The organism is Anabaena lutea FACHB-196 (genome assembly GCF_014698305.1).
GTDB lineage: Bacteria > Cyanobacteriota > Cyanobacteriia > Cyanobacteriales > Nostocaceae > Anabaena > Anabaena lutea.
In genome coordinates this window covers 189,898-209,236 of sequence record NZ_JACJST010000008.1, presented here as the reverse complement: position 1 = coordinate 209,236, position 19,339 = coordinate 189,898, and the positions used below count along the sequence as shown (strand labels likewise).

General features: G+C 40.3%; 13 protein-coding genes, 1 tRNA gene and 1 pseudogene. 2 read left to right on the top strand and 13 right to left on the bottom strand.

Annotation, left to right across the window (positions count from 1 at the left end; translation table 11 throughout):
• The 5 genes and pseudogenes from H6G59_RS11420 to H6G59_RS11400 all read right to left on the bottom strand — a co-directional run.
• Positions 1 to 101, bottom strand: a pseudogene (locus H6G59_RS11420) (IS4 family transposase); the annotation flags it as partial.
• Between the two features lie 92 nt (positions 102 to 193).
• A tRNA-Phe gene (locus H6G59_RS11415) sits at positions 194 to 266 on the bottom strand.
• Between the two features lie 78 nt (positions 267 to 344).
• Positions 345 to 1,214: a metal ABC transporter permease gene (locus H6G59_RS11410; protein WP_190714447.1), complete on the bottom strand. Its 870-nt coding sequence runs from the start codon at positions 1,212 to 1,214 to the stop codon at positions 345 to 347.
• Between the two features lie 216 nt (positions 1,215 to 1,430).
• Positions 1,431 to 2,210 (bottom strand): metal ABC transporter ATP-binding protein, encoded by a 780-nt coding sequence (locus H6G59_RS11405; protein ID WP_190714475.1) that lies wholly within the window; start codon positions 2,208 to 2,210, stop codon positions 1,431 to 1,433.
• 443 nt (positions 2,211 to 2,653) lie between these two features.
• Positions 2,654 to 3,646: a metal ABC transporter substrate-binding protein gene (locus H6G59_RS11400; protein ID WP_190714473.1), complete on the bottom strand. Its 993-nt coding sequence runs from the start codon at positions 3,644 to 3,646 to the stop codon at positions 2,654 to 2,656.
• A 345-nt stretch (positions 3,647 to 3,991) separates the two neighbouring features.
• Here H6G59_RS11400 and H6G59_RS11395 point away from each other — a divergent pair, with 345 nt between their 5' ends.
• A complete protein-coding gene (locus tag H6G59_RS11395) occupies positions 3,992 to 5,584 on the top strand; it encodes an iron uptake porin (protein WP_190714445.1) in 1,593 nt (530 codons plus the stop codon).
• A gap of 384 nt (positions 5,585 to 5,968) precedes the next feature.
• On the opposite strand, the gene H6G59_RS11390 is transcribed toward H6G59_RS11395, so the two are convergent.
• From H6G59_RS11390 to H6G59_RS11355, 8 genes are all read right to left on the bottom strand, one after another.
• Positions 5,969 to 7,696, bottom strand: a complete 1,728-nt coding sequence (locus H6G59_RS11390; protein ID WP_190714443.1) for an Rqc2 family fibronectin-binding protein — start codon at positions 7,694 to 7,696, stop codon at positions 5,969 to 5,971.
• Between the two features lie 126 nt (positions 7,697 to 7,822).
• The gene (locus H6G59_RS11385; RefSeq protein WP_190714441.1) at positions 7,823 to 8,611 is read right to left on the bottom strand and encodes a choice-of-anchor W domain-containing protein; all 789 of its coding nucleotides are present in this window, start codon (positions 8,609 to 8,611) and stop codon (positions 7,823 to 7,825) included.
• Positions 8,612 to 8,967: 356 nt separating this feature from the next.
• Positions 8,968 to 9,240 (bottom strand): hypothetical protein, encoded by a 273-nt coding sequence (locus H6G59_RS11380; protein ID WP_190714433.1) that lies wholly within the window; start codon positions 9,238 to 9,240, stop codon positions 8,968 to 8,970.
• A gap of 29 nt (positions 9,241 to 9,269) precedes the next feature.
• The gene (locus tag H6G59_RS11375; protein WP_190714431.1) at positions 9,270 to 10,538 is read right to left on the bottom strand and encodes a glycosyltransferase family 4 protein; all 1,269 of its coding nucleotides are present in this window, start codon (positions 10,536 to 10,538) and stop codon (positions 9,270 to 9,272) included.
• A gap of 1,066 nt (positions 10,539 to 11,604) precedes the next feature.
• The gene (locus H6G59_RS11370) at positions 11,605 to 12,099 is read right to left on the bottom strand and encodes an RNA recognition motif domain-containing protein (protein ID WP_127055152.1); all 495 of its coding nucleotides are present in this window, start codon (positions 12,097 to 12,099) and stop codon (positions 11,605 to 11,607) included.
• 609 nt (positions 12,100 to 12,708) lie between these two features.
• Positions 12,709 to 14,898 (bottom strand): M48 family metalloprotease, encoded by a 2,190-nt coding sequence (locus H6G59_RS11365; protein WP_190714472.1) that lies wholly within the window; start codon positions 14,896 to 14,898, stop codon positions 12,709 to 12,711.
• A gap of 103 nt (positions 14,899 to 15,001) precedes the next feature.
• Complete coding sequence (gene prfC / locus H6G59_RS11360; RefSeq protein WP_190714429.1) at positions 15,002 to 16,627, bottom strand: peptide chain release factor 3; 1,626 nt, start codon at positions 16,625 to 16,627, stop codon at positions 15,002 to 15,004.
• 299 nt (positions 16,628 to 16,926) lie between these two features.
• Positions 16,927 to 17,979, bottom strand: a complete 1,053-nt coding sequence (locus H6G59_RS11355) for a serine/threonine-protein kinase (RefSeq protein ID WP_242038851.1) — start codon at positions 17,977 to 17,979, stop codon at positions 16,927 to 16,929.
• A gap of 113 nt (positions 17,980 to 18,092) precedes the next feature.
• On the opposite strand from H6G59_RS11355, the gene ispG reads away from it, so the two are divergent.
• Positions 18,093 to 19,316, top strand: a complete 1,224-nt coding sequence (gene ispG, locus H6G59_RS11350) for a (E)-4-hydroxy-3-methylbut-2-enyl-diphosphate synthase (RefSeq protein ID WP_190714467.1) — start codon at positions 18,093 to 18,095, stop codon at positions 19,314 to 19,316.
• Positions 19,317 to 19,339 lie beyond the last annotated feature (23 nt).

The window sequence follows — 19,339 nt, the reverse complement described above, 5'->3', positions numbered from 1 at the left end:
GGACTTCCTGTAGCAAGATTTAAAGAACTAAACAGTTTTACTTGATGATGACCTAACACCCATAACAACTTACTTGTCAATGTAATAATTGTTGAATCAATAAAATGCAAAAACTCCTACCGGAAATTTGTTTAATTCCAGTAGGAGTTTTGTAAATACCTTAATTATCAAGGCTTTCGCCTATTTTAACAAGTGCCAGGAACCGGACTTGAACCGGTGACACGAGGATTTTCAGTCCTCTGCTCTACCAACTGAGCTATCCCGGCGTGGTTTTTTATTACCGCCACGATTAATCAATTTAGCAAAGAAAGAAAGATTTGTCAAGTGGCTTACAGAAGAAACTTTTACGCTGCCTTTATCCCTAACTTTACCCAAGTGAAAACGAGAAGGAACATCAGGAACTGTACCAGAACGATACTAGGACCAGAAGCCAGGTTAAACACCCCAGAAACCATAATTCCACCAATGCTAGTACTAGAACCGACAAGCACTGACAGAATCAGAAAGCGGCTAAAATGGTGACTCATGAGTTTAGCGGTAGCAGAGGGAATCACTAAAAAGGCATTCACGAGTAAAACGCCAACAGCTTTAATGGCTACAGCAACGGCTAAAGACAGCAAAACGACAAACCCATAACGATACAATTGCACCGGAACGCCTTGTACTTGGGCAACATCAGGGTTAAGAGTTAACAAAATTTGCGATCGCAGGGTTGATAATAAAAAAACGGTACTACCGACAAGTACCAGCAGTGTCAAAATTAAATCTGTGAGATCAATCGCGAGAATATCGCCAAACAGTACAGCCATCAAATTGCCACGATATCCTTTAATCATGCTGGTGAGGATGACACCTATTGCTAATGCTCCTGATAGAACTATACTGAGAACGCTATCACTAGCTAAGTCTGTTTTGTCCACTAAGTAGAGGACAACAATCCCAAAAATCAATGTAAAAGGTAACAACATCCAAGTAGGATTTGTGTTGAGTAATACGCCTAATGCTACGCCTACTAAGGCTGCATGACCAACAGCATGGCTAAAAAATGATAACTGGCGCAAAGTAACAAAACTGCCCAGTAAACCGCCAAGTATTCCCATTAATACAGAACCAATAATGGCACGTTGCATAAAGGGGAATTGTAACAAACTCACTAAGTCTGGATTATTAGCAGTAGCTAACAAGTTGTGTGGATGCAAAATCAATAAATGCATATTTTGGCTTTTTTTTAATACATTTATTTAACCACAACCTATGATTCAGTCTTTGTCAGGCTGTTACTGAACTTTTTGAATTTTGATGTGAATTTTGGGCATTGCATAATTGCGGGATGATTTGAGAATCTGCATCAATATATAATCACCGCGTCTTTGCGTCTCCGCGTCAGCCTCAATCATCTCCTTATTCAGCAACGCCGAATTTTGAATTGTTTAGTGATGGTGTTCGTAGCGACTAAAACCAGGGCCATAAGTAGCTAAAAGATTTTGTGGTGAAAGGGCAATTTCTGGCTTACCAGTACATACAAGAGTTTGATTCAGACAAAGGACGCGATCGCAATGACGGCTTACCATATCAATATCATGGGAAACCTGTAAAATTGTCCAACCCTCTTCTCTCTTTAATTCATTTAGTAAAACATAAAAATCAGCCGCACCTTGCACATCTACCCCAGCAAAAGCTTCATCAAGTATCAAAAATTTGCGCGGAGTTACTAAACAATAAGCCAACAACACCCGCTTGAGTTGACCACCGCTAAGAGTTCCAATTGCTTGATTTCGTAGATGATACGCGTCAGTTCGCTGTAAAGCTGCGGTTATTGCTGCTGATTTTTGTCTGTGATTTTGCCAAAACTTGGAAAATAAATGTTTTTTGTCACCTGTCACCTGTTCTCTATCACCTATTCCTAGTCCCACCAATTCACTGACAGAAATCGGAAAACTACGATCAAAAATAAAGTTTTGTGGCATATAGCCCAACAGGTGATGTAAACTTCCTAATCTAGATATTGGACGACCAAATATTTCAATCTTACCCGCACTTCTGGGAATTAAATCTAAAATAGCTTTTACTAGAGTACTCTTACCCGCACCATTCGGTCCGACTATAGCGGTGTCTGTTCCTGCTAACAATTCAAAAGAAACATCCCGCACCGCTAGATAACTGCTTTGATAGACAGTTAATCCCTCTACTTTTAATATTGGTAATGTCATTAATTGTTGGTCGTTATTCATCGAATTTTAGATTTTAAACTCCAGTTTTTCACGTTTTTTAAATCACTATTTAGCAGGCAAGTAATCCTAAGTAGAGTAATGTCAATAATTAAAGGTTTGTAGTGAAATATTTAGACCTTAAAGTATGGCTAAAGCCCTAACTACGAGCCAATTTAAAAATTTGTTACCTTACTTAACATAGTTTGATTTTTTTGCCTACTTACTTAATTTAATTTGAGTTTGCACAAAATCATGAAGTCATCGGTTTTGTCTGCTTACTTTTGGAAAAGCCACTCTACGAGTATCTATCATCTGCGGTTAAAACTTCTAGAAATCTTATTTTGTGCAGTTTCATCTTAAGAAATGTATAAAAAGCCCGACGAACGAATGGAAGTCGCGGACTAGTAAAAATCAAAAGATTAGTAACCTGCATTTCTATCAAATTATTTACAAGCTGTTGATAAAGTCTCTAAATTAGATTTCATAGCTTTAAAATAATACTGTGGATTTGTCTCACCAGTTTCTAAAGAATCCAGAGTTCGCAAAGTTAAATTTAAGTCTTTAGACAGGCTGGTAAATAATTTGTTATCTACTCCAGGTTCGCTAAATAAGGCTTTCACTTTGTATTTTTTCACAGCATTAACAACTTTTTGTATATCTGTGGGTGAAAGTTGATCTTCGGGAATTTCTACAACAGCTAATTGTTTGAGGTTATAGCGTTTAGCTACGTAAGGAAAGGCATCGTGAAAGGTGATAAAGGTGCAATTGGGAGTCTGCTGTAAAGTCTGCTGAAATTCATTATTTAAATTCTCTAATTCTTGGATATATGCCGCCGCATTAGCTTCATACGTTGCTTTATTCGCAGCGTCAGCAGCAATTAATCCATCTCGAATATTGACTACTTGCTGTTTAGCCAAAACTGGATCTAGCCAAACATGAGGATTCCCATCTCCGTGTTCGTGGTTATGATCTTTTTCTTCCTTCGCTGTTTTCTCTATGGGAGAAATTTCATTAATAGCTTGAATGCCCTTGCTGGCATCAATTGCGACTAATTTGGTGTTTTGGGCATTTTTGACGGTATCTGCCAGAAATTCTTCTATACCCAGCCCGTTTTTTACTAATACATTCGCCGTTGCGATCGCTTTCACATTAGCCGGTGTAGCCTGATATTCATGTATCTCCGTACCCGGCTGGACTAAAATTTCTACATCTGCTGCATCTCCCGCTACTGCTTTGGTAAATAAATACACTGGTAAAAATGTTGTGACTACTTTAGTTTTTGGTGGCTTTGCTGGTTCTGACTGTTCTGTATCTGTCTGTGCCACCTGTTTGGTTTCGGTACAGCCATAAAACATTGTCAACATTAGCAGCGCCATGAGAGACAATATTTTACCTCTAAATCTGCCTATTCTTAGGCTGACATCAGTCTCAATCATCATGTTTTCCCTTCCTTCAAAATACTGTCTTTACCTAGGTCAATATTTTTATTCACAACAAGACTTAATCCTAAACATTATACTATAATAATTCTCATTATCATGTCGGTTTGACAAAAATATCCTGCATTATCGGTGTAATATACGGAGATTCAGTAATGACAGATGATTTTGTTGAGAAGATACTGCCTCATACTAGCTTTCCCCATTCATGAAGATTCCTTGACTTTTTTAGTTAAAAAAAATGCTGCTTACTGCTAGTATATTGAGATCAGTTTTTAATAATCTCTCATTTCGTATAAGCACGTAATGTGCTGATTGTTAGCAAATAGGTGTGAGTGAAAAATGCAAAAATCATGGAAATATCTGTTAGCTAGTCCAGTAGTTAGCGGCGCAACACTATTGATGAGTGCAGCAGCGTGGGCAGGAGAAGCACTAGCAACAATAGAAGCCAGTGAACCACTTGTTGTAGCCAATTCAGATCAACAAATTGAAAATATAAATCAAAAAGAGTTAATTTCACAAGTTACATCAGTATCTCAGTTATCAGACGTACAACCCACAGATTGGGCATTCCAAGCTTTACAATCTTTAGTAGAACGTTATGGTTGTATTGCTGGATATCCTAACGGTACTTATCGTGGTAATCGTGCCATGACAAGGTATGAGTTTGCGGCTGGTTTGAATGCTTGTTTAGATCGGGTAAATGAACTAATTGCTACCGCAACTGCCGACTCTTTGACAAAACAAGATTTAGCAACATTACAAAAACTGCGAGAAGATTTTTCCACAGAACTAGCAACCTTGCGGGGACGTGTAGATGCATTAGAAGCGAGGGCTTCTGAATTAGAAGCCAATCAATTTTCTACTACCACCAAACTACAAGGACAAGTTGTCGCAGTTGTCAGTGATGTTTTATCAGGTGACAATGTTGACGGACCGATTACAGACAAAAATACTACCCTTGGGGCGCGGGCGCGTGTCGAATTTGTAACTAGTTTCACTGGTCAAGATACTCTGTTCACGAGACTCCAGAGTAATAATATCCAGACTCCTGATATTAATACTCCAGAAGGCAACTTGTTTTTTCAAGGTTTAGATGGTACTAATAATGTTTCTTTAGATGCACTGTGGTATAAGTTCCCGTTAGGCAAAAACACACAGGTAATCGCTATTGCTAATGCTGGTGCAGCAGATGACGTGACCAGTACTGTGAATCTTTTTGATGGTGATGGTGGATTTGGTGCATTGTCAAGCTTCGGTACACGCAACCCGATTTATGCTCAGATCAGTGGTGCTGGGTTGGGAGTAAATCACCAGTTCGGTAAAAATTTGACATTAAGTTTAGCTTATTTGAGTAGTACAGCTAATGACCCATCTTCAAAAAATGGTTTGTTTGATGGCCCTTATGGTGCTTTGGCGCAGTTGACTATCAAACCAAGCGATCGCATTTCCTTTGGTCTAACTTATATCAATTCCTACAAACAGCCACTACTCACAGGTAGTAATCTCGCCACATTCACGGATGTCAGTGAAGCATTTTCTAGCAACTCTTACGGTGTTCAAGCATCAATTGGCATCAGTGATAAATTTGTCATAGGTGGTTGGGCTGGATATACCAATAGTCAGGTATTGACAGGTACAAAGGGAGATGTTGACATTTGGAACTATGCTGTTACTCTTGGTTTCCCAGACTTGGGCAAAAAAGGTAACTTGGCTGGTGTTATCCTAGGAATGGAACCGAGAGTTACAAGTTCCAGTTTTGCTGGAGTACCTGAAGACCAAGATACCTCATATCACATTGAGGCATTTTATCAATACAAAGTCAGCGACAATATCACCATTACCCCAGGTGTGATTTGGCTAACAGCAGCAGATCATAACGATAATAATGATGGTGTAGTCATTGGTGCTTTGAGAACCACCTTCAGTTTCTAGTTTCTAAATCTTTCTTTTCAAAATCACCATCTTAACAAAAAGACCAGCCTTCCCACGGGCTGGTCTAAAAAACGTTGTTCGCGTTGTCTTCTCAATAGAGTCAAAACCAAATTGCGCGTTCCCAAAATTTAACGGGCAACTTTTCTTAACAAGATTGTAACAGCCAGTACACTTTTTTCATAAAAATATCTCAAAAAATATCTATCCGCAGGTGAGTAGGATTTATCTCTAGGGTAAGATACGGAGATGGGGTGACGCGGGGACGCGGGGACGCGGAGATGGGGTGATGGGATGATGGGGTGATGGGGTGATGGGGTGACGCGGGGATAAATAAACGAATTACGAATTACGTTGGCGGTAGCCTGCCGTAGGCACTATTACGAACTACGAATTACGAATTATTTGCGGTTGTCCCCAAATGATGGTTTCTTGTTTATAAATTACAAGTCCTGGTTTAGTTCCTTTGGGTTTGTAGACGTGCTTGGGTTGGGTGTAAACTACTGGTACTTGGTCACTTTGACGGGCGCGACTGAAGTAAGCTGCAAGATTAGCAGTAAATTGTAAATCAGCTTCTTCTGCAACTTTACCAGGTTCAAGACGTAATAAAACATGACTACCAGGAATTTCTTGGGCGTGAAACCACAGATCATAATCTCCGGCTACACGAAATGTCAGTTGGTCATTTTGGTTATTATTGCGACCGATTAAGACTTCAAAACCGCTAGGAGTGCGGTAACGATGAAAATTAGTGCTGGGAGAGTCGGTGGTACTTCGGCTGCGATATTCTAGGGCTTCCAGATATTTTTGCCCAATGAGTTCATCACGAATTTCTTCTAAAGCTTGTAAATCTGCTGCTGTTTGGTAGTTGTCGAGTTGGGAAATAGCTGCTTCTACTTGTTCTAAATAATCAATTTCGGCTTGGACTTCTAATAATAACGGTTCCACAGCAGCACGAGCGCGTTTGAGTTTTTGGTGCTGTTTATAAAGCTTCTGGGCGTTTTGGACGGCGTTTTTATCTGGGAGAAGTGCGATCGCAGTTGGTTTACCAGTTTCAAAATCTGCCAGGATAATTTCTTTCATCCCTGGTTCCCAGTTTTGCAGATACGCCATTAATAAATCAGCTTTTTGCCGATAATCATCAGCTTGATCTGATTGCTGCAATTTCTCACTGAAAGTTTGGGCTTTGGTGCGTAATTTGCCGAGAATATTATTCAGTTTCTGAGTTAACTGATGGCGTAATTGAGAAAATAATTGTTTATTTAATTCGTCGGTGTAATATTTGTTCAGTAATTCTTGGATGTTTTTAGCTGGTGCGACAACACCCCAACCCATGACAGTGTAACCGGTTGCTGTCCAACCAGGTTGGAATTTACCAGCTTCTAAAGCTTGTAGCCATTCTTGCCAATGTGCAAATAGCCTCTGCCAATCATCAGCATTGAGTGTATCTGTGGTTGTTTCTGGTGGTATATCTACTACTAGCAACATTGTATCTAGCAAAGCTGCACTCAAACCACGATAATTTTTGAGTAGTTGCCGTTTAATAGCGCCTGGTACTAAACTCACCCGTTCTTGCCAACGTGCTTGGGATTCGCTCAAACTAGGAATAGGGCCAGTTTGTTTGGGTGGTATTTCATAAGGTTGTCCGGTTTGAATAGGACGAACGCTGGATTGTTGCTGACTAACTTGATGAGCAGCGGTGATAATGAAATTGTCGGCATCGGTGAGAATGGCGTTACTGTATTTGCCCATCACTTCTACATACAAGTGATAGAGGGCGTTTTCTCCAGGACGACGAGCAAACTGTAAATCAATTACACGTTCCCAAGGTGCGATCGCTTCAATTGCTACTAAGGCTAAACCACCCAATTGATGGATTAATTGTTGACTGAAGGTGAAAGTATCTGGTGTGCGTGGTGGTGGTTCGCCAATACAAATGCGGGTAGCTTGGGGATGCCAAGACACTTCTAGCCAAACCCGTTGTTTTAGGGTACGTAAGGCTATGGCAATAGTATAGCGATCGCGCTGGTAAACCTGCTCTGTCCGCGAAGGTAGCCAGTCAGCCCGTAGTTCGCTACAAGCAGCAGTGAGGGTAGTAAAATCAACTGGTTGCAAAACGATTAGTCACAATAGGGGAGTTTTTCCATCAAGAAGCCAACAGCCAAAAACAAAACTGTTAAATACTCCGATTTCTTTCAGAATTATTCTAACGGTTAATATTGTAAACTAGCATTCTGATCACTAAACAGCTACTTTCTTTTTTTTACTCACAGCCGCACCCATAGTAACAGCCAAGCATATACCACCTAACATACCGGGTTCTGGTACAGATTCGGATTGTGGTGAAGTTCCGACTTTAATTTGAAAAGCAAGGTTAGAACGAGATGGTGCAGCACCTAACCAACTTAAAGCTGTTTTCCCAGTTAAGGTAAATGGTGAAGAAATATTACTCAAACCCAAGTAATCTACATCCTTACTGGTTGATGTACCCTCAGAAGCTAGGCTACCAATAGATGTACCATTGAATACTAAATTAGTCAACGATACAGCATTTTTTGTATTAGTAATGCCATTATCTTGACGGGCAAACGTGCGTAAGTAAATCTGGTTAACAGGTCCGCTAAATTCTTGAGAGGTTAATGATATGGTTTGGTTACCATCAAGAACTTTATAAGTTACCTTACTTCCATCGTATTCCAAGCTAAAATCCCATAGTTTTCCATTACCCCAGGTAAAATTACCTTGAGCCACAGGTGCGCCACCAATAGCCACATCTCTGTTAATGCCTAATTCTCGCTCTCCATTTCCACCAGTACCATTATTCCCGATTCGTCCTTCAGCAACAAATAATTCTTTAAAGTCCCCGTTGTTAAGCAAGAGATTAAAATCCGCATCATCAAAACCTGGGGTAGCATCTTGAGAAGTTAAAGGAGTAAATGTCACTGCTTTTGCTTGGTTTGGAGCGAGTCCTAACCCCAATGTTACCAACCCCAAAACCAGAAGAGATTTATATTTGTGTATAGACAGCATAGTTTTACGTAATATTGCTTAAGTATTTAATTGCTCTACTAAATAAAATAGTAGCAAGTTAAAACCTATGTTTTAGGAGCTTCAAATAAATATTACCTGCTTTTCATGGAAACTTTATAATGTATAAATTCTTGCGTCTACTTTATCGAAAACTCCTGTTATCTTTGGGTCTTTCACGCCATAAAACGAAGCAAAACCCAGAAATTAAACACAATTTCTGGGTTCATTCTAGTTAGGATTTCAGGCTTCTAATTAATTTAGCAATGGACAAGGCAGTTAGGACATCAACTAATGCTAAAACTTAGACAATAAGAGGCTTCTAGCACTGTCACCTGTGACCTGTCATCTGCTATAGCTCATTGCCAGGGTGAAGGGATAGCTGTGGTTGAAATCACTTTTTCTGCCATCAATCTTAAAGCTGTTCTACCACAATTGGGGCATTGAATTTCTAGAAACTGTGAAGATGATACGTCTACTTCACTCAACAGACCTTGTTTACAATGCCAACACTCAAAAATTACCCGACTAACTGGTTGGTTACAGTCTAATATCTTGATGTGTTGAGAAGTTGTTGCTTCAGTTTCTGGTTTCCTGGGCTTAGGAAATTTTTTGAGTTCTTGAACTTCCATCGTTTTACCTGTCTAACTCTCTTTTGAATTTACCCTAGCGTAACCAAAGCAGGTTCTTTCACAGATTGCAACAGTTCAGTATATAGTGAATCCAACTGACTAGCTACACCATCCCAGCTAAACTTGCTCATAACTCGCCTGTTACCAGCTTGACCTAGTTGTGTTCGCCATTCGGGATTGCTGAGAATGCGGTCAATGGCGTTACTAAAAGCTGCTACATCTTGGGGTGGTACTAATAAACCAGTGTTTTCATTAACGACGGTAAATTGAAGTCCTCCCACATTGCTGGCTATGACGGGTGTTCCACTGGCCATCGCTTCAACTGCTACTAATCCGAAAGGTTCGTAATGACTGGGAACGACGCACACATCAGCCGCAGCATAATAAGTTGGGAGGATTTCTGGACTGAGACGACCGGTGAAGATAGTACATTCACTCATCCCCAATTCGTTGACAATGGACTCAATGCGATCGCGTTCTCTACCATCACTATTACCGGGAGTGCTACCTCCACCAATAATTAGTTTCAGGTTTTTTGAACCATAAAACTCAGATTCACGAACTGCGCGTACCAAGGTTTCTATGCCTTTGCGTGGGTCAAAACGGCCTACATACAATATAACTTTGCTTTCCGGGTCAATTCCCAAGGTAACTCTGCTGGCTTCTCTTTTTACTGAACCAAAATGCCGAATATCTGTACCGCAGGGAATAATGTCAACCGCACCTTTTTGGGAAACAAGCGATCGCATATGTTGCTTTTCTTGCGGACTTGTGGCCACAATTCTATCTGCTGTTTCCAGAACTTCTTTTTCTACGGCTAGGCGTTGACTCGCAACCAGAGGAATGCTTTCTATAGCGTTGTATTTGACTATTCCTAAAGAATGATATGTATGAACCTGTTTACTTCCTTGGATTTGCTTTAACTGCAATCCTACCCAGCTAGACAGCCAGTAATTAGTATGAACCAACTGATATTTAATGCTGTTTTCTGTTTGAAACTCAAGTAACTGTTCCACAAATTCGGGCAAGTATTTAAAACCATTATCCCGTGGGACAAATTCCACAGGCCCTGCTGTTAACCGAATGGTTCGACAGTGAGAGTTATGTTGAACAATTGTTTCTTGGTCAGCACTCACTCTGCGGCTAAACATATCAACTTTCCATCCTAGCTGGGATAGTGCTTCACCCACTTGGCGGACGTAAACATTCTGTCCCCCGGCTTCCTCTTTCCCAATTTCAATCGCCGGATCACCGTGGACTGAAATCAAGGCAATGCGTTTGTCAGTGGTAGAGTTCATAAGTTGTGTGTTGCTGATTGTCACAAAGTAGTATGCAGTTCCATAGTGGCGTTTATCACGCTTACCTGAAGTATTGAGGAACTTTGCTTAATTTTTATTTTAATTTAATTGTGTCAAAAAATATTGATTTCATTATACCTAAAACTCCATATTTTCCTCTAATACTTTCGATAGATTTAGTTCTATTTATTTTTAATAAAATTAGCTTTTTTTATCTATTTATTTTAAATAAATCATGCAAAATATTTGCTGTTGCTGCTTTGCAGTACAACACCAAGTAAATTTTAGAGATTTTTAATTTAGCAGTTTTAGTTCTTTATTCAATCAAAACACTAAACCTAAATTACGTGTGAATTTACAGTTATTGGTTATCAACAAATGTGCAACAATCAAAAAAATTCTGACACAAATTTGTTTTTATTAACTGTGGTTACTTATACTATTATTATGTTATGTATTTTTTTGTTAAATAAGATACAATTCTGCAAAAACCTCACACTTTACTGGATTTCCAGTTTTGTATCTCTTACCTGTCACCTGCTATAGCTTTGTTATTAAATTTTGTACCTCCTGCAACCTGCTGTAATACCATTTCTTTATGAGGCTGCGCTTAATTTTATAACCTTGTCTTTTTCTTCTCTGTGTCCTCTGCGTCTCTGTGGTATGGCTAACGCCGAGCTTCGCGAACGTTCCTTTTTGAATTTGGCGCATCTTTATACAGAATTGGTATAAGTAGCAACTTGGGTTAATATAAACTTTGCTGTATAAAATCAAATTGAGCAGCGAGAATAGCCTGCTTTGGCTTTCATCACTGCTCAATAATTTTTTATTTGCACAGAGAGCAATCCCAGATTGGTGCTGATGATTTCAGTTTGAGATTAGCCGCAAAACAAAATTTAGTCTGAGTAGCGACTACAGATGGATGCTAGAACCAGCAGAGAAGCCAACTCACTCAGATAAAATTAGTAAATTTAGCTACACTTCCTCTGATTAATAAGGGAACAATCAAAAATTAAAAATCTTATACTTTGCTAATTTTTAATTTTTAATCTTTTTCCCCAGATGATCAGTTAGTAGTTTGTGCAGCTAACATTTGCTTAAGCTTTTCTAAATCAGCAGCCCAACGGGGGTCTGGACGAATAGCGTCTGAATCAACATTACTGCTGGTTGTTTCGCGCACACCACCACCACGCCGAGATTTCTTAGCGCCTTTTTCACGACGGTTATTTTCTTTGTTGATGGTAGGTGTGGGAATGCTGGTAGCTTGACTAGCAGCTTTAGGAGCCTGCTCATCACCCTCTTCACCTTTGGTACGAGGTAATGCCTTTTCTAGTTTAATAGCGGTGTCTTTGAACAATTGACCATTATACTTTTCAATAATTTGGTCTGCTTGTTCGTCATTGTTCACCGTCAGAAACCCGAAACCACGACATTTGCCTGTTTTGCGGTCTTTGATTAGCTTAGTGGTGACAGCATCGCCTTCAGCTGCAAAAACTGCTTGCAACTCTAGACGATCTATTTCTTCTTTTGGCAAATTACCTATATATAGGCGAACAGACATGAACTATACCTCCAGAGTTGAAATGAACTTATTTTGACAAAAACAATCACTTGGCTTTGGCTTTTAAATAGATGCTATTAACTAAAATCGCCATAAACCAATTTTTTTAATCCAAACTGTCAACCTATACAATACAGTTTTTTGTTGGGATCAAGCTTATTTAAGACAAACGCGCCACCACGCTCAGTTAATAACACCTTAATTCTAAGAATTGTAAATTTAATAGCCCACCGTCCGCCACAGTAAATGAATTCTTCCTAGCTTTTATCGGCAGAGTAAAATACCATCCCTTAAGATTATCACGGTATTTTTTACGTAGCTAGTTCAGCACCTACATTTCTGCCGATAGTATTATTGCATCGTAGCATAAAATACATTTTTTTTGGCAAAGTTAGAAATTGGAAACAAAAACCAGCCACTGGCTGGTTGATTTACTGCTGTGTTGGGGGTATCAAAGGGGATGAGATAGTACCAGCAGCCAGACCAATCACCGAGTTATGTAGATGAATTACGTCAGTTGCCATTGATTTTGTGAATAAATGTAACACTTTGGGAAGGATTATGCAACTTTTGTTTACATTTCTGGTAATCATTGATTCAATTGCGGCATCATCCCGTTACAGACTGAGCGGTCAGGACAATGTATGCACCCCATGCTTGGGCAGCGACTGCCAAGACAGTAGACCAAATGGGATGGGGACTATTAATGGTTTTGCCACTTTGAGTTTCCAAGGTTTGAATATCAATCCAAGGTGTTGCCCCACGCCGTAACCAACCTGTAACGATAATTTGCCTACCAATCCATTCCTGGGGGTTGATTGACTGTCCTAGCCAAGGAATATGGTTTAATTTCACTAACCCTGTATTGGATTCTAAGATTAGGTCTTGCGCTAAAGAGTTGCTAGTGCCACGACGGCCTAAGAGTTTACCAACAAGACGAACACTGACACTATCAATTGGTAAAACTGTAGGGTCTGTTAATAGGTTGGGTAGGTAGTAATCAGTTTGCAAGGTTAAAGGTTTAATATCAGGAAAAAAGGTATTAATCCGCATCACTGTACCGATACTAAAGCCTATCAATAGAAAACCGGCGACGAAAGACCAATCATCGTAAATCCACTTCAGGTTTAACAAATGCATGGCAAATGCCGTTTGCCAAATTATCCAGAATAGACCTGCTAAGACAAAACCCAGGGGAATTCCCAACCAAGGAGAAATTTGTAATAAGAAGGATTGAGGCTTTACTGGACAAAACTCTTGACTAGTCAGATGTACTTCGGTTTCTAGATGCCAATGACTGGCTATTTGGCAGAGGCGTTGGATGCGATCGCCGATTAAGGGGTGGCTGTTATTAATGGTAAACCATCGCCGATAGGGATTAAAGTTTTCCCACATTAAGAATGATTCAAAGGGAAGATGAGTTGCCATACTTCCTAAAGACAGGCTTTGTTGGTAGCTAACTGGGGCGAGGATATTCAGGCTTTCTAACTCCCAGGAAGTATGTTGTTGCTTTTTGATATCATCAGCAACACCAATGGCAATTTTGAGTAAAGCCCGAATTAAACCATTGGGATTACCTGTAATTTCAGCGGCGTAGCGATCGCTATAATCAAGCCGAAATCGGGAGTTAAGCAAGGCTGTACCGGTCAGCAAACACCAAATTCCATAGCAAAGACAAGTTAAACTTGTAGCAGTCCAGCGCCAGATCGGCTGTTGGCAGTTGTTCCCCCAGTCTGCGGCTCGCTGATATAATTCGTAAAACGGCAGTGTCACCAGTAGCAGCAAGGACATGACAAAAAAGTCCCATCTCTGAATCTGCCCTAGTCCCAAGGCGTAAATAGTAGCTATTTCATCATCCCCTAATTGGTCTAACAAACCTTGACTCACAACTATCCGGGCTGTACGGGGTAAATTACCATAGGTCAACATCATTGGTGCAGCTATTGGTAAAATCCGCAGTTTGACAAGAGGTAAGTGTCGCTGTTGATAAGTACGTTGGATAACGCGGACTGCTTCACGACTGTGGGTGTGTAAAACTTCTTTGGACAACTGTTGTTGACCATAAAATGTTGCCAGTAGCCAATCTAGCAACCAAGGAGACAGCCCGATGAAGACTAACAAAAAACCTAGTATAAGTGAACTAGGATCACCAGATAGAAGTGGTAATGGCGTTAAATAGGGTAGTTTGTCTAAAATCAGGTTGATCAAACCCATTGGTAATTTCAGTATTGCTTGCAACACCCAAAACAGGGACATGAATGTTCCTGCTGTCACCAACAGAGACAGTATTGACAGCATAAAATTCTGCTTACGCAAGGGTTGCCATACCTTAGCGCGTCTAGCTTGCCGCCAATAAATGCTGGACGTTTCAGTTTTTTTACTACCCCTAAGACCGAGGAAGCCTGTATTTGCTATATCTCTGTTATGAGTATTTCTTTCTGGGATAGCTTCTTGTGGTTTCTTCTGTAAAGAATTATCAAAAGCAACAAATCCCGTTTCGGTGCTTTTGGCTTTTCTCTGCCGTTTTTGGCTTTTGTTCAAGTGTTCAAGAGCGCGTTTTGCCCACTCTTGAACTTGGGAATTATGACTCGATATCAGATTTTCGCACAAAGCGATCGCTCTTGAGGTTTCGCCTGTGCGTGCATAAGCCATGACCAACCCAACTTTGGCTTGCAGGCAAGTATTGCTCTGATTCTGGCTACTAGCAATAGGTTCTAGTTGAGTGATTGCTGCGTAGTAATTTCCTTCCTTGAGGGCAACTAAACCAGCCTCCAAAGACGATTCGGGGTGTGAAGGCATACAAATTTTGGCAGGTAATTGGGAAAAAGGTAATTGGGAAAAAGGTAATTGTAAAAAAACACTCATCTATAACCCATAACCCATCACCCATGACCATTCCTTGTCAAAGAACTGTGTTCTGACTAGAAAATACCGGGGCAATGGCGCTTAATTTTAACTCTGGATGATCTCCCTCTAATTGTTGGCAATTCCATTCATTACGGAACAGCAACACTGGTCGTCCCATGCTGTCTTTAACTGTTGTCGTGTTGAATAAACGTCCCACTTGATTCAAGGCTTCCCAACCTCCTTCTACCCAACGGGCAACACTGTAGGGCAGTAAATCTAGTATAGTTTCCACTCCATACTCATTTTGGAGGCGAAACTGCACCACTTCAAATTGCAATTGACCCACCGCTGCTAAAATTGGATCTCGCTTGGCTTCATCAGTAGCGTACATAATTTGTACAGCACCCTCTTCTCTCAATTCGGAAACGCCTTTTTGAAACTGCTTAAACTTTGAGGGGTTGGGGTTTCTGAGAGTGGCAAACAGTTCTGGTGAAAAGTAAGGAATTCCCTCATATTCCAGTTTTTGGCCTGTATAAATTGTATCGCCAATTGCAAAAACGCCGGGATTATTTAAACCAATCACATCACCTGGATAAGCCACATCAATGGATTCCCGTTCTTGGGCAAAGAGTTTTTGTGGTCGAGACAGACGGACAACTTTGCCAGTGCGAGCATGATTCACTGTCATATCTTTTTCAAACTTACCTGTGCAGACCCGGACAAAAGCCACACGATCTCTGTGCTTGGGGTCCATGTTGGCTTGCAGTTTGAAGACAAACCCTGAAAATTCTGGGTAGCTTGGGGGAACTTCACCAACGCTGCTACTGTGTGTACCTGGTTTTAGGGCATAATCCAGGAAGTACTTGAGAAATAACTCCACCCCAAAGTTAGTCATGGCGCTACCAAAGAACACGGGTGTCATTTTTCCTTGATGGACTAACTCTAAATCTAAGTCTCCTCCTGCTCCTTCTAACAGTTCTAAATCATTTTTTAGTTGGTGGAAAAGGCTTTGTTCCAGTAATTCTTCAATTCTGCTATCACCTAAATCTATGGTCGTGTCACGGGCTTCTTTGCTACCGTGGGAGCTACGTTCAAAGAGATGGATTTGCTGTTGGTGGCGGTCAAAAACACCTTTAAAGCGATCGCCCATCCCAATCGGCCAATTCACCGCATAGGTTTGTAATCCCAATTCTTGCTCAATCTCATCCAGCAGTTCTAGGGGTTCTCTTCCCGGACGGTCGAGTTTATTGACAAATGTAAAAATCGGGATACCCCTAAGTTTACACACTTCAAATAGTTTCCGGGTTTGAGGTTCCAATCCTTTCGCAGCATCTATCAGCATTACCGCATTATCAGCAGCGGCTAAAGTTCGATAGGTGTCTTCACTAAAATCTTGGTGTCCAGGAGTGTCCAGTAAATTAATCTGACAATTACGATAGATAAATTGCAACACCGTTGAAGTAATGGAAATACCCCGTTGTTGTTCCATCGCCATCCAGTCAGAAGTTGCTTTACGCTGCGCTCTGCGGGCTTTTACTGCCCCAGCTTCATGGATAGCACCCCCGTATAATAATAGCTTTTCAGTCAGCGTAGTTTTACCAGCATCAGGGTGAGAAATAATCGCAAAATTGCGACGTAGTTCCACCGCTTCCAGAAGTTCATTTTCAATTTCTGTGGACATGATTGTAATTTGTTTGTAACCTTACTTAACTTAATGTAATCTTTTTCAGATCTTATTTTTCCAAAATGATAACTGTCTGAATCAGGATTTAGAGGATTAAAGGATGTACAGGATTTATATTTATCTTCATTCAGAAAATCCTCAAATCCAATAAATCCTAATTCTGATCGTAGTTGACAAATGTCTAAGTTTCCATTATAGTTATTTTATAATGGGAATCTGTGCGCGCATATGGGGTCTGGTTTTCCAGCCTCGAAGATTGTCTGAATCAGGATTTTGCGATTTACGGGATTTAAGAACTAAATATCTATTAACGCTTCCTTGAATTTTGCAGCACTCTGGAAATAGATTTGCGGCTTTTCGGTTAAAGCTAAATCTATGACTTCAGCTAATTTTATAGGGATATTGCGATCGCGTTGCAGAATGGGTACAGGATTATTTTGCAAGATATCCAACCAAGGATCATCTGTGAAATTGCGGGGGAAATATCCTGTTAACATATTATATAGACAAGCTGCTGCTGCCCATACATCTACATCAGGTTTTGCATCTCTAAATTTAAGCACTTGTTGACGAGGAATAAAACCAGGTGTACCCCCCATTCTTTTCGTAAAAGTTTGTCCACTTAAACCTGCTAAATCAAAAGATTTCGCTAAACCATAATCACCGATTTTTGCGGTTAGTTGACCATTAATATTACAGAGAAAAATATTATTCGGTTTTAAATCACGGTGAACTAAACCTTTACCTTTACCAAAACTACCATTAGCTAATTTGACATAAGGGATTTCTGCATTATGGGTATATTTTAAACCATCTAAAACTTGCAGAATAATTCCTAAAGCCATATCTACAGGTAATTTTCCTCCTAATTGCTGCATTAAATCATAAACATTCCCAGCTTCGTAATATTCCATAACTAGGAAAAATATATTTTCCGCGTAACCATAATCAAATAATTCTACAACATGAGGATGTTTTAAAGCTTTCATGTTTTCAATTTCCCGGAGGAACATTTGGACATGATTTTCATCCTGTGCAACTTCTGGTAACATGACTTTTAAAGCCACAAATTTACCTGTTTTGGAATGTTGCGCTAAATAAACTTCACCAAAACCACCTTTACCGATTGATTTGATAATTTGATAATTGCGTAATGCTGTTAATTGTTTTTCTCCACCTATTGCTAATTTGATTAATTTTTGGATGACATCAAATAGCTTAGTTTTAGTTTTTGCTTGTGGTGGCTGGATAAAACCAGGAGTTTGAATATCGGGAGTTTTATGAAGTGGTTGGGAAATTTTAATATTAACTTGAAAAACAGTATCACCATTATTGTTTCCCCGACCCAATTTCCCCTTTTTATCAACATCATCCCCCAAAACAGCCCCAACTGTGGCAATCTGAGAAGCAGAACCCCTTGCAATCTGATATTTTAGCTACAGAAAATCTACCTGTTAAGGTTATGCAAACTCTGCCGACTCTTGAAAATACCAACACTACAAGTCAACCTGCCTTTGATACCACCATCAAACGCCGCAAAACCCGTCCTGTCAAAGTGGGAGATGTCACCATTGGGGGAGGCTACCCCGTGGTGGTGCAATCCATGATTAATGAAGACACTCTAGATATTGACGGTTCTGTAGCAGGTATTCGTCGTCTCCATGAAATAGGCTGCGAAATAGTCCGCGTCACAGTTCCCAGTCTAGGACACGCCAAAGCCTTGGCGGAAATTAAACAGAAATTAATTAAAACTTACCGTGATGTGCCAATTGTTGCCGACGTGCATCACAACGGTATGAAAATCGCCTTAGAAGTCGCCAAACATATCGAAAAAGTGCGAATTAATCCAGGGTTATATGTATTTGAAAAACCTAACAGCGATCGCACTGAATATACAAAAGCTGAATTTGACGAAATTGGCGAAAAAATCCGCGAAACCTTAGCACCGCTGGTAATTTCCTTGCGAGATCAAGGTAAAGCCATGAGAATTGGCGTAAATCATGGTTCTCTAGCCGAAAGAATGCTATTTACCTATGGTGACACCCCCGAAGGCATGGTGGAATCTGCCATAGAATTTATTCGCATTTGTGAATCTTTGGATTTTCACAATGTGGTCATTTCCATGAAAGCATCACGAGTTCCTGTCATGGTAGCTGCTTATCGGTTAATGGCCAAGCGCATGGATGATTTAGGTATGGACTATCCTTTACACCTTGGCGTAACCGAAGCCGGTGATGGGGAATATGGCAGAATTAAATCTACAGCCGGCATTGCCACATTACTAGCTGATGGTATTGGTGACACAATTCGTGTATCTCTGACAGAAGCACCAGAAAAAGAAATTCCTGTCTGTTACAGCATTCTGCAAGCGTTAGGTTTGCGGAAAACAATGGTTGAGTATGTCGCTTGTCCTTCTTGCGGACGGACTTTATTTAACTTAGAAGAAGTGCTGCACACAGTCCGAGAAGCCACCAAACACTTAACAGGCTTAGATATTGCCGTCATGGGTTGTATTGTCAATGGCCCTGGAGAAATGGCAGATGCTGACTATGGTTATGTCGGCAAAACCCCAGGTTACATTTCTTTATATCGTGGCCGAGAAGAAATTAAAAAAGTCCCAGAATCACAAGGTGTAGAGGAGTTAATCAACCTCATAAAGGCTGATGGCCGTTGGGTAGACCCTTAATTTTCAAATTGGCGACCATCCAG

Coding starts and splice junctions, on each gene's coding strand:
- H6G59_RS11410 (WP_190714447.1), bottom strand. CDS start 1,214: ATGCATTTATTGATTTTGCATCCACACAACTTGTTAGCTACTGCTAAT.
- H6G59_RS11405 (WP_190714475.1), bottom strand. CDS start 2,210: ATGACATTACCAATATTAAAAGTAGAGGGATTAACTGTCTATCAAAGC.
- H6G59_RS11400 (WP_190714473.1), bottom strand. CDS start 3,646: ATGATTGAGACTGATGTCAGCCTAAGAATAGGCAGATTTAGAGGTAAA.
- H6G59_RS11395 (WP_190714445.1), top strand. CDS start 3,992: ATGCAAAAATCATGGAAATATCTGTTAGCTAGTCCAGTAGTTAGCGGC.
- H6G59_RS11385 (WP_190714441.1), bottom strand. CDS start 8,611: ATGCTGTCTATACACAAATATAAATCTCTTCTGGTTTTGGGGTTGGTA.
- H6G59_RS11380 (WP_190714433.1), bottom strand. CDS start 9,240: ATGGAAGTTCAAGAACTCAAAAAATTTCCTAAGCCCAGGAAACCAGAA.
- H6G59_RS11375 (WP_190714431.1), bottom strand. CDS start 10,538: ATGAACTCTACCACTGACAAACGCATTGCCTTGATTTCAGTCCACGGT.
- H6G59_RS11370 (WP_127055152.1), bottom strand. CDS start 12,099: ATGTCTGTTCGCCTATATATAGGTAATTTGCCAAAAGAAGAAATAGAT.
- H6G59_RS11365 (WP_190714472.1), bottom strand. CDS start 14,898: ATGCCTTCACACCCCGAATCGTCTTTGGAGGCTGGTTTAGTTGCCCTC.
- prfC (WP_190714429.1), bottom strand. CDS start 16,627: ATGTCCACAGAAATTGAAAATGAACTTCTGGAAGCGGTGGAACTACGT.
- ispG (WP_190714467.1), top strand. CDS start 18,093: ATGCAAACTCTGCCGACTCTTGAAAATACCAACACTACAAGTCAACCT.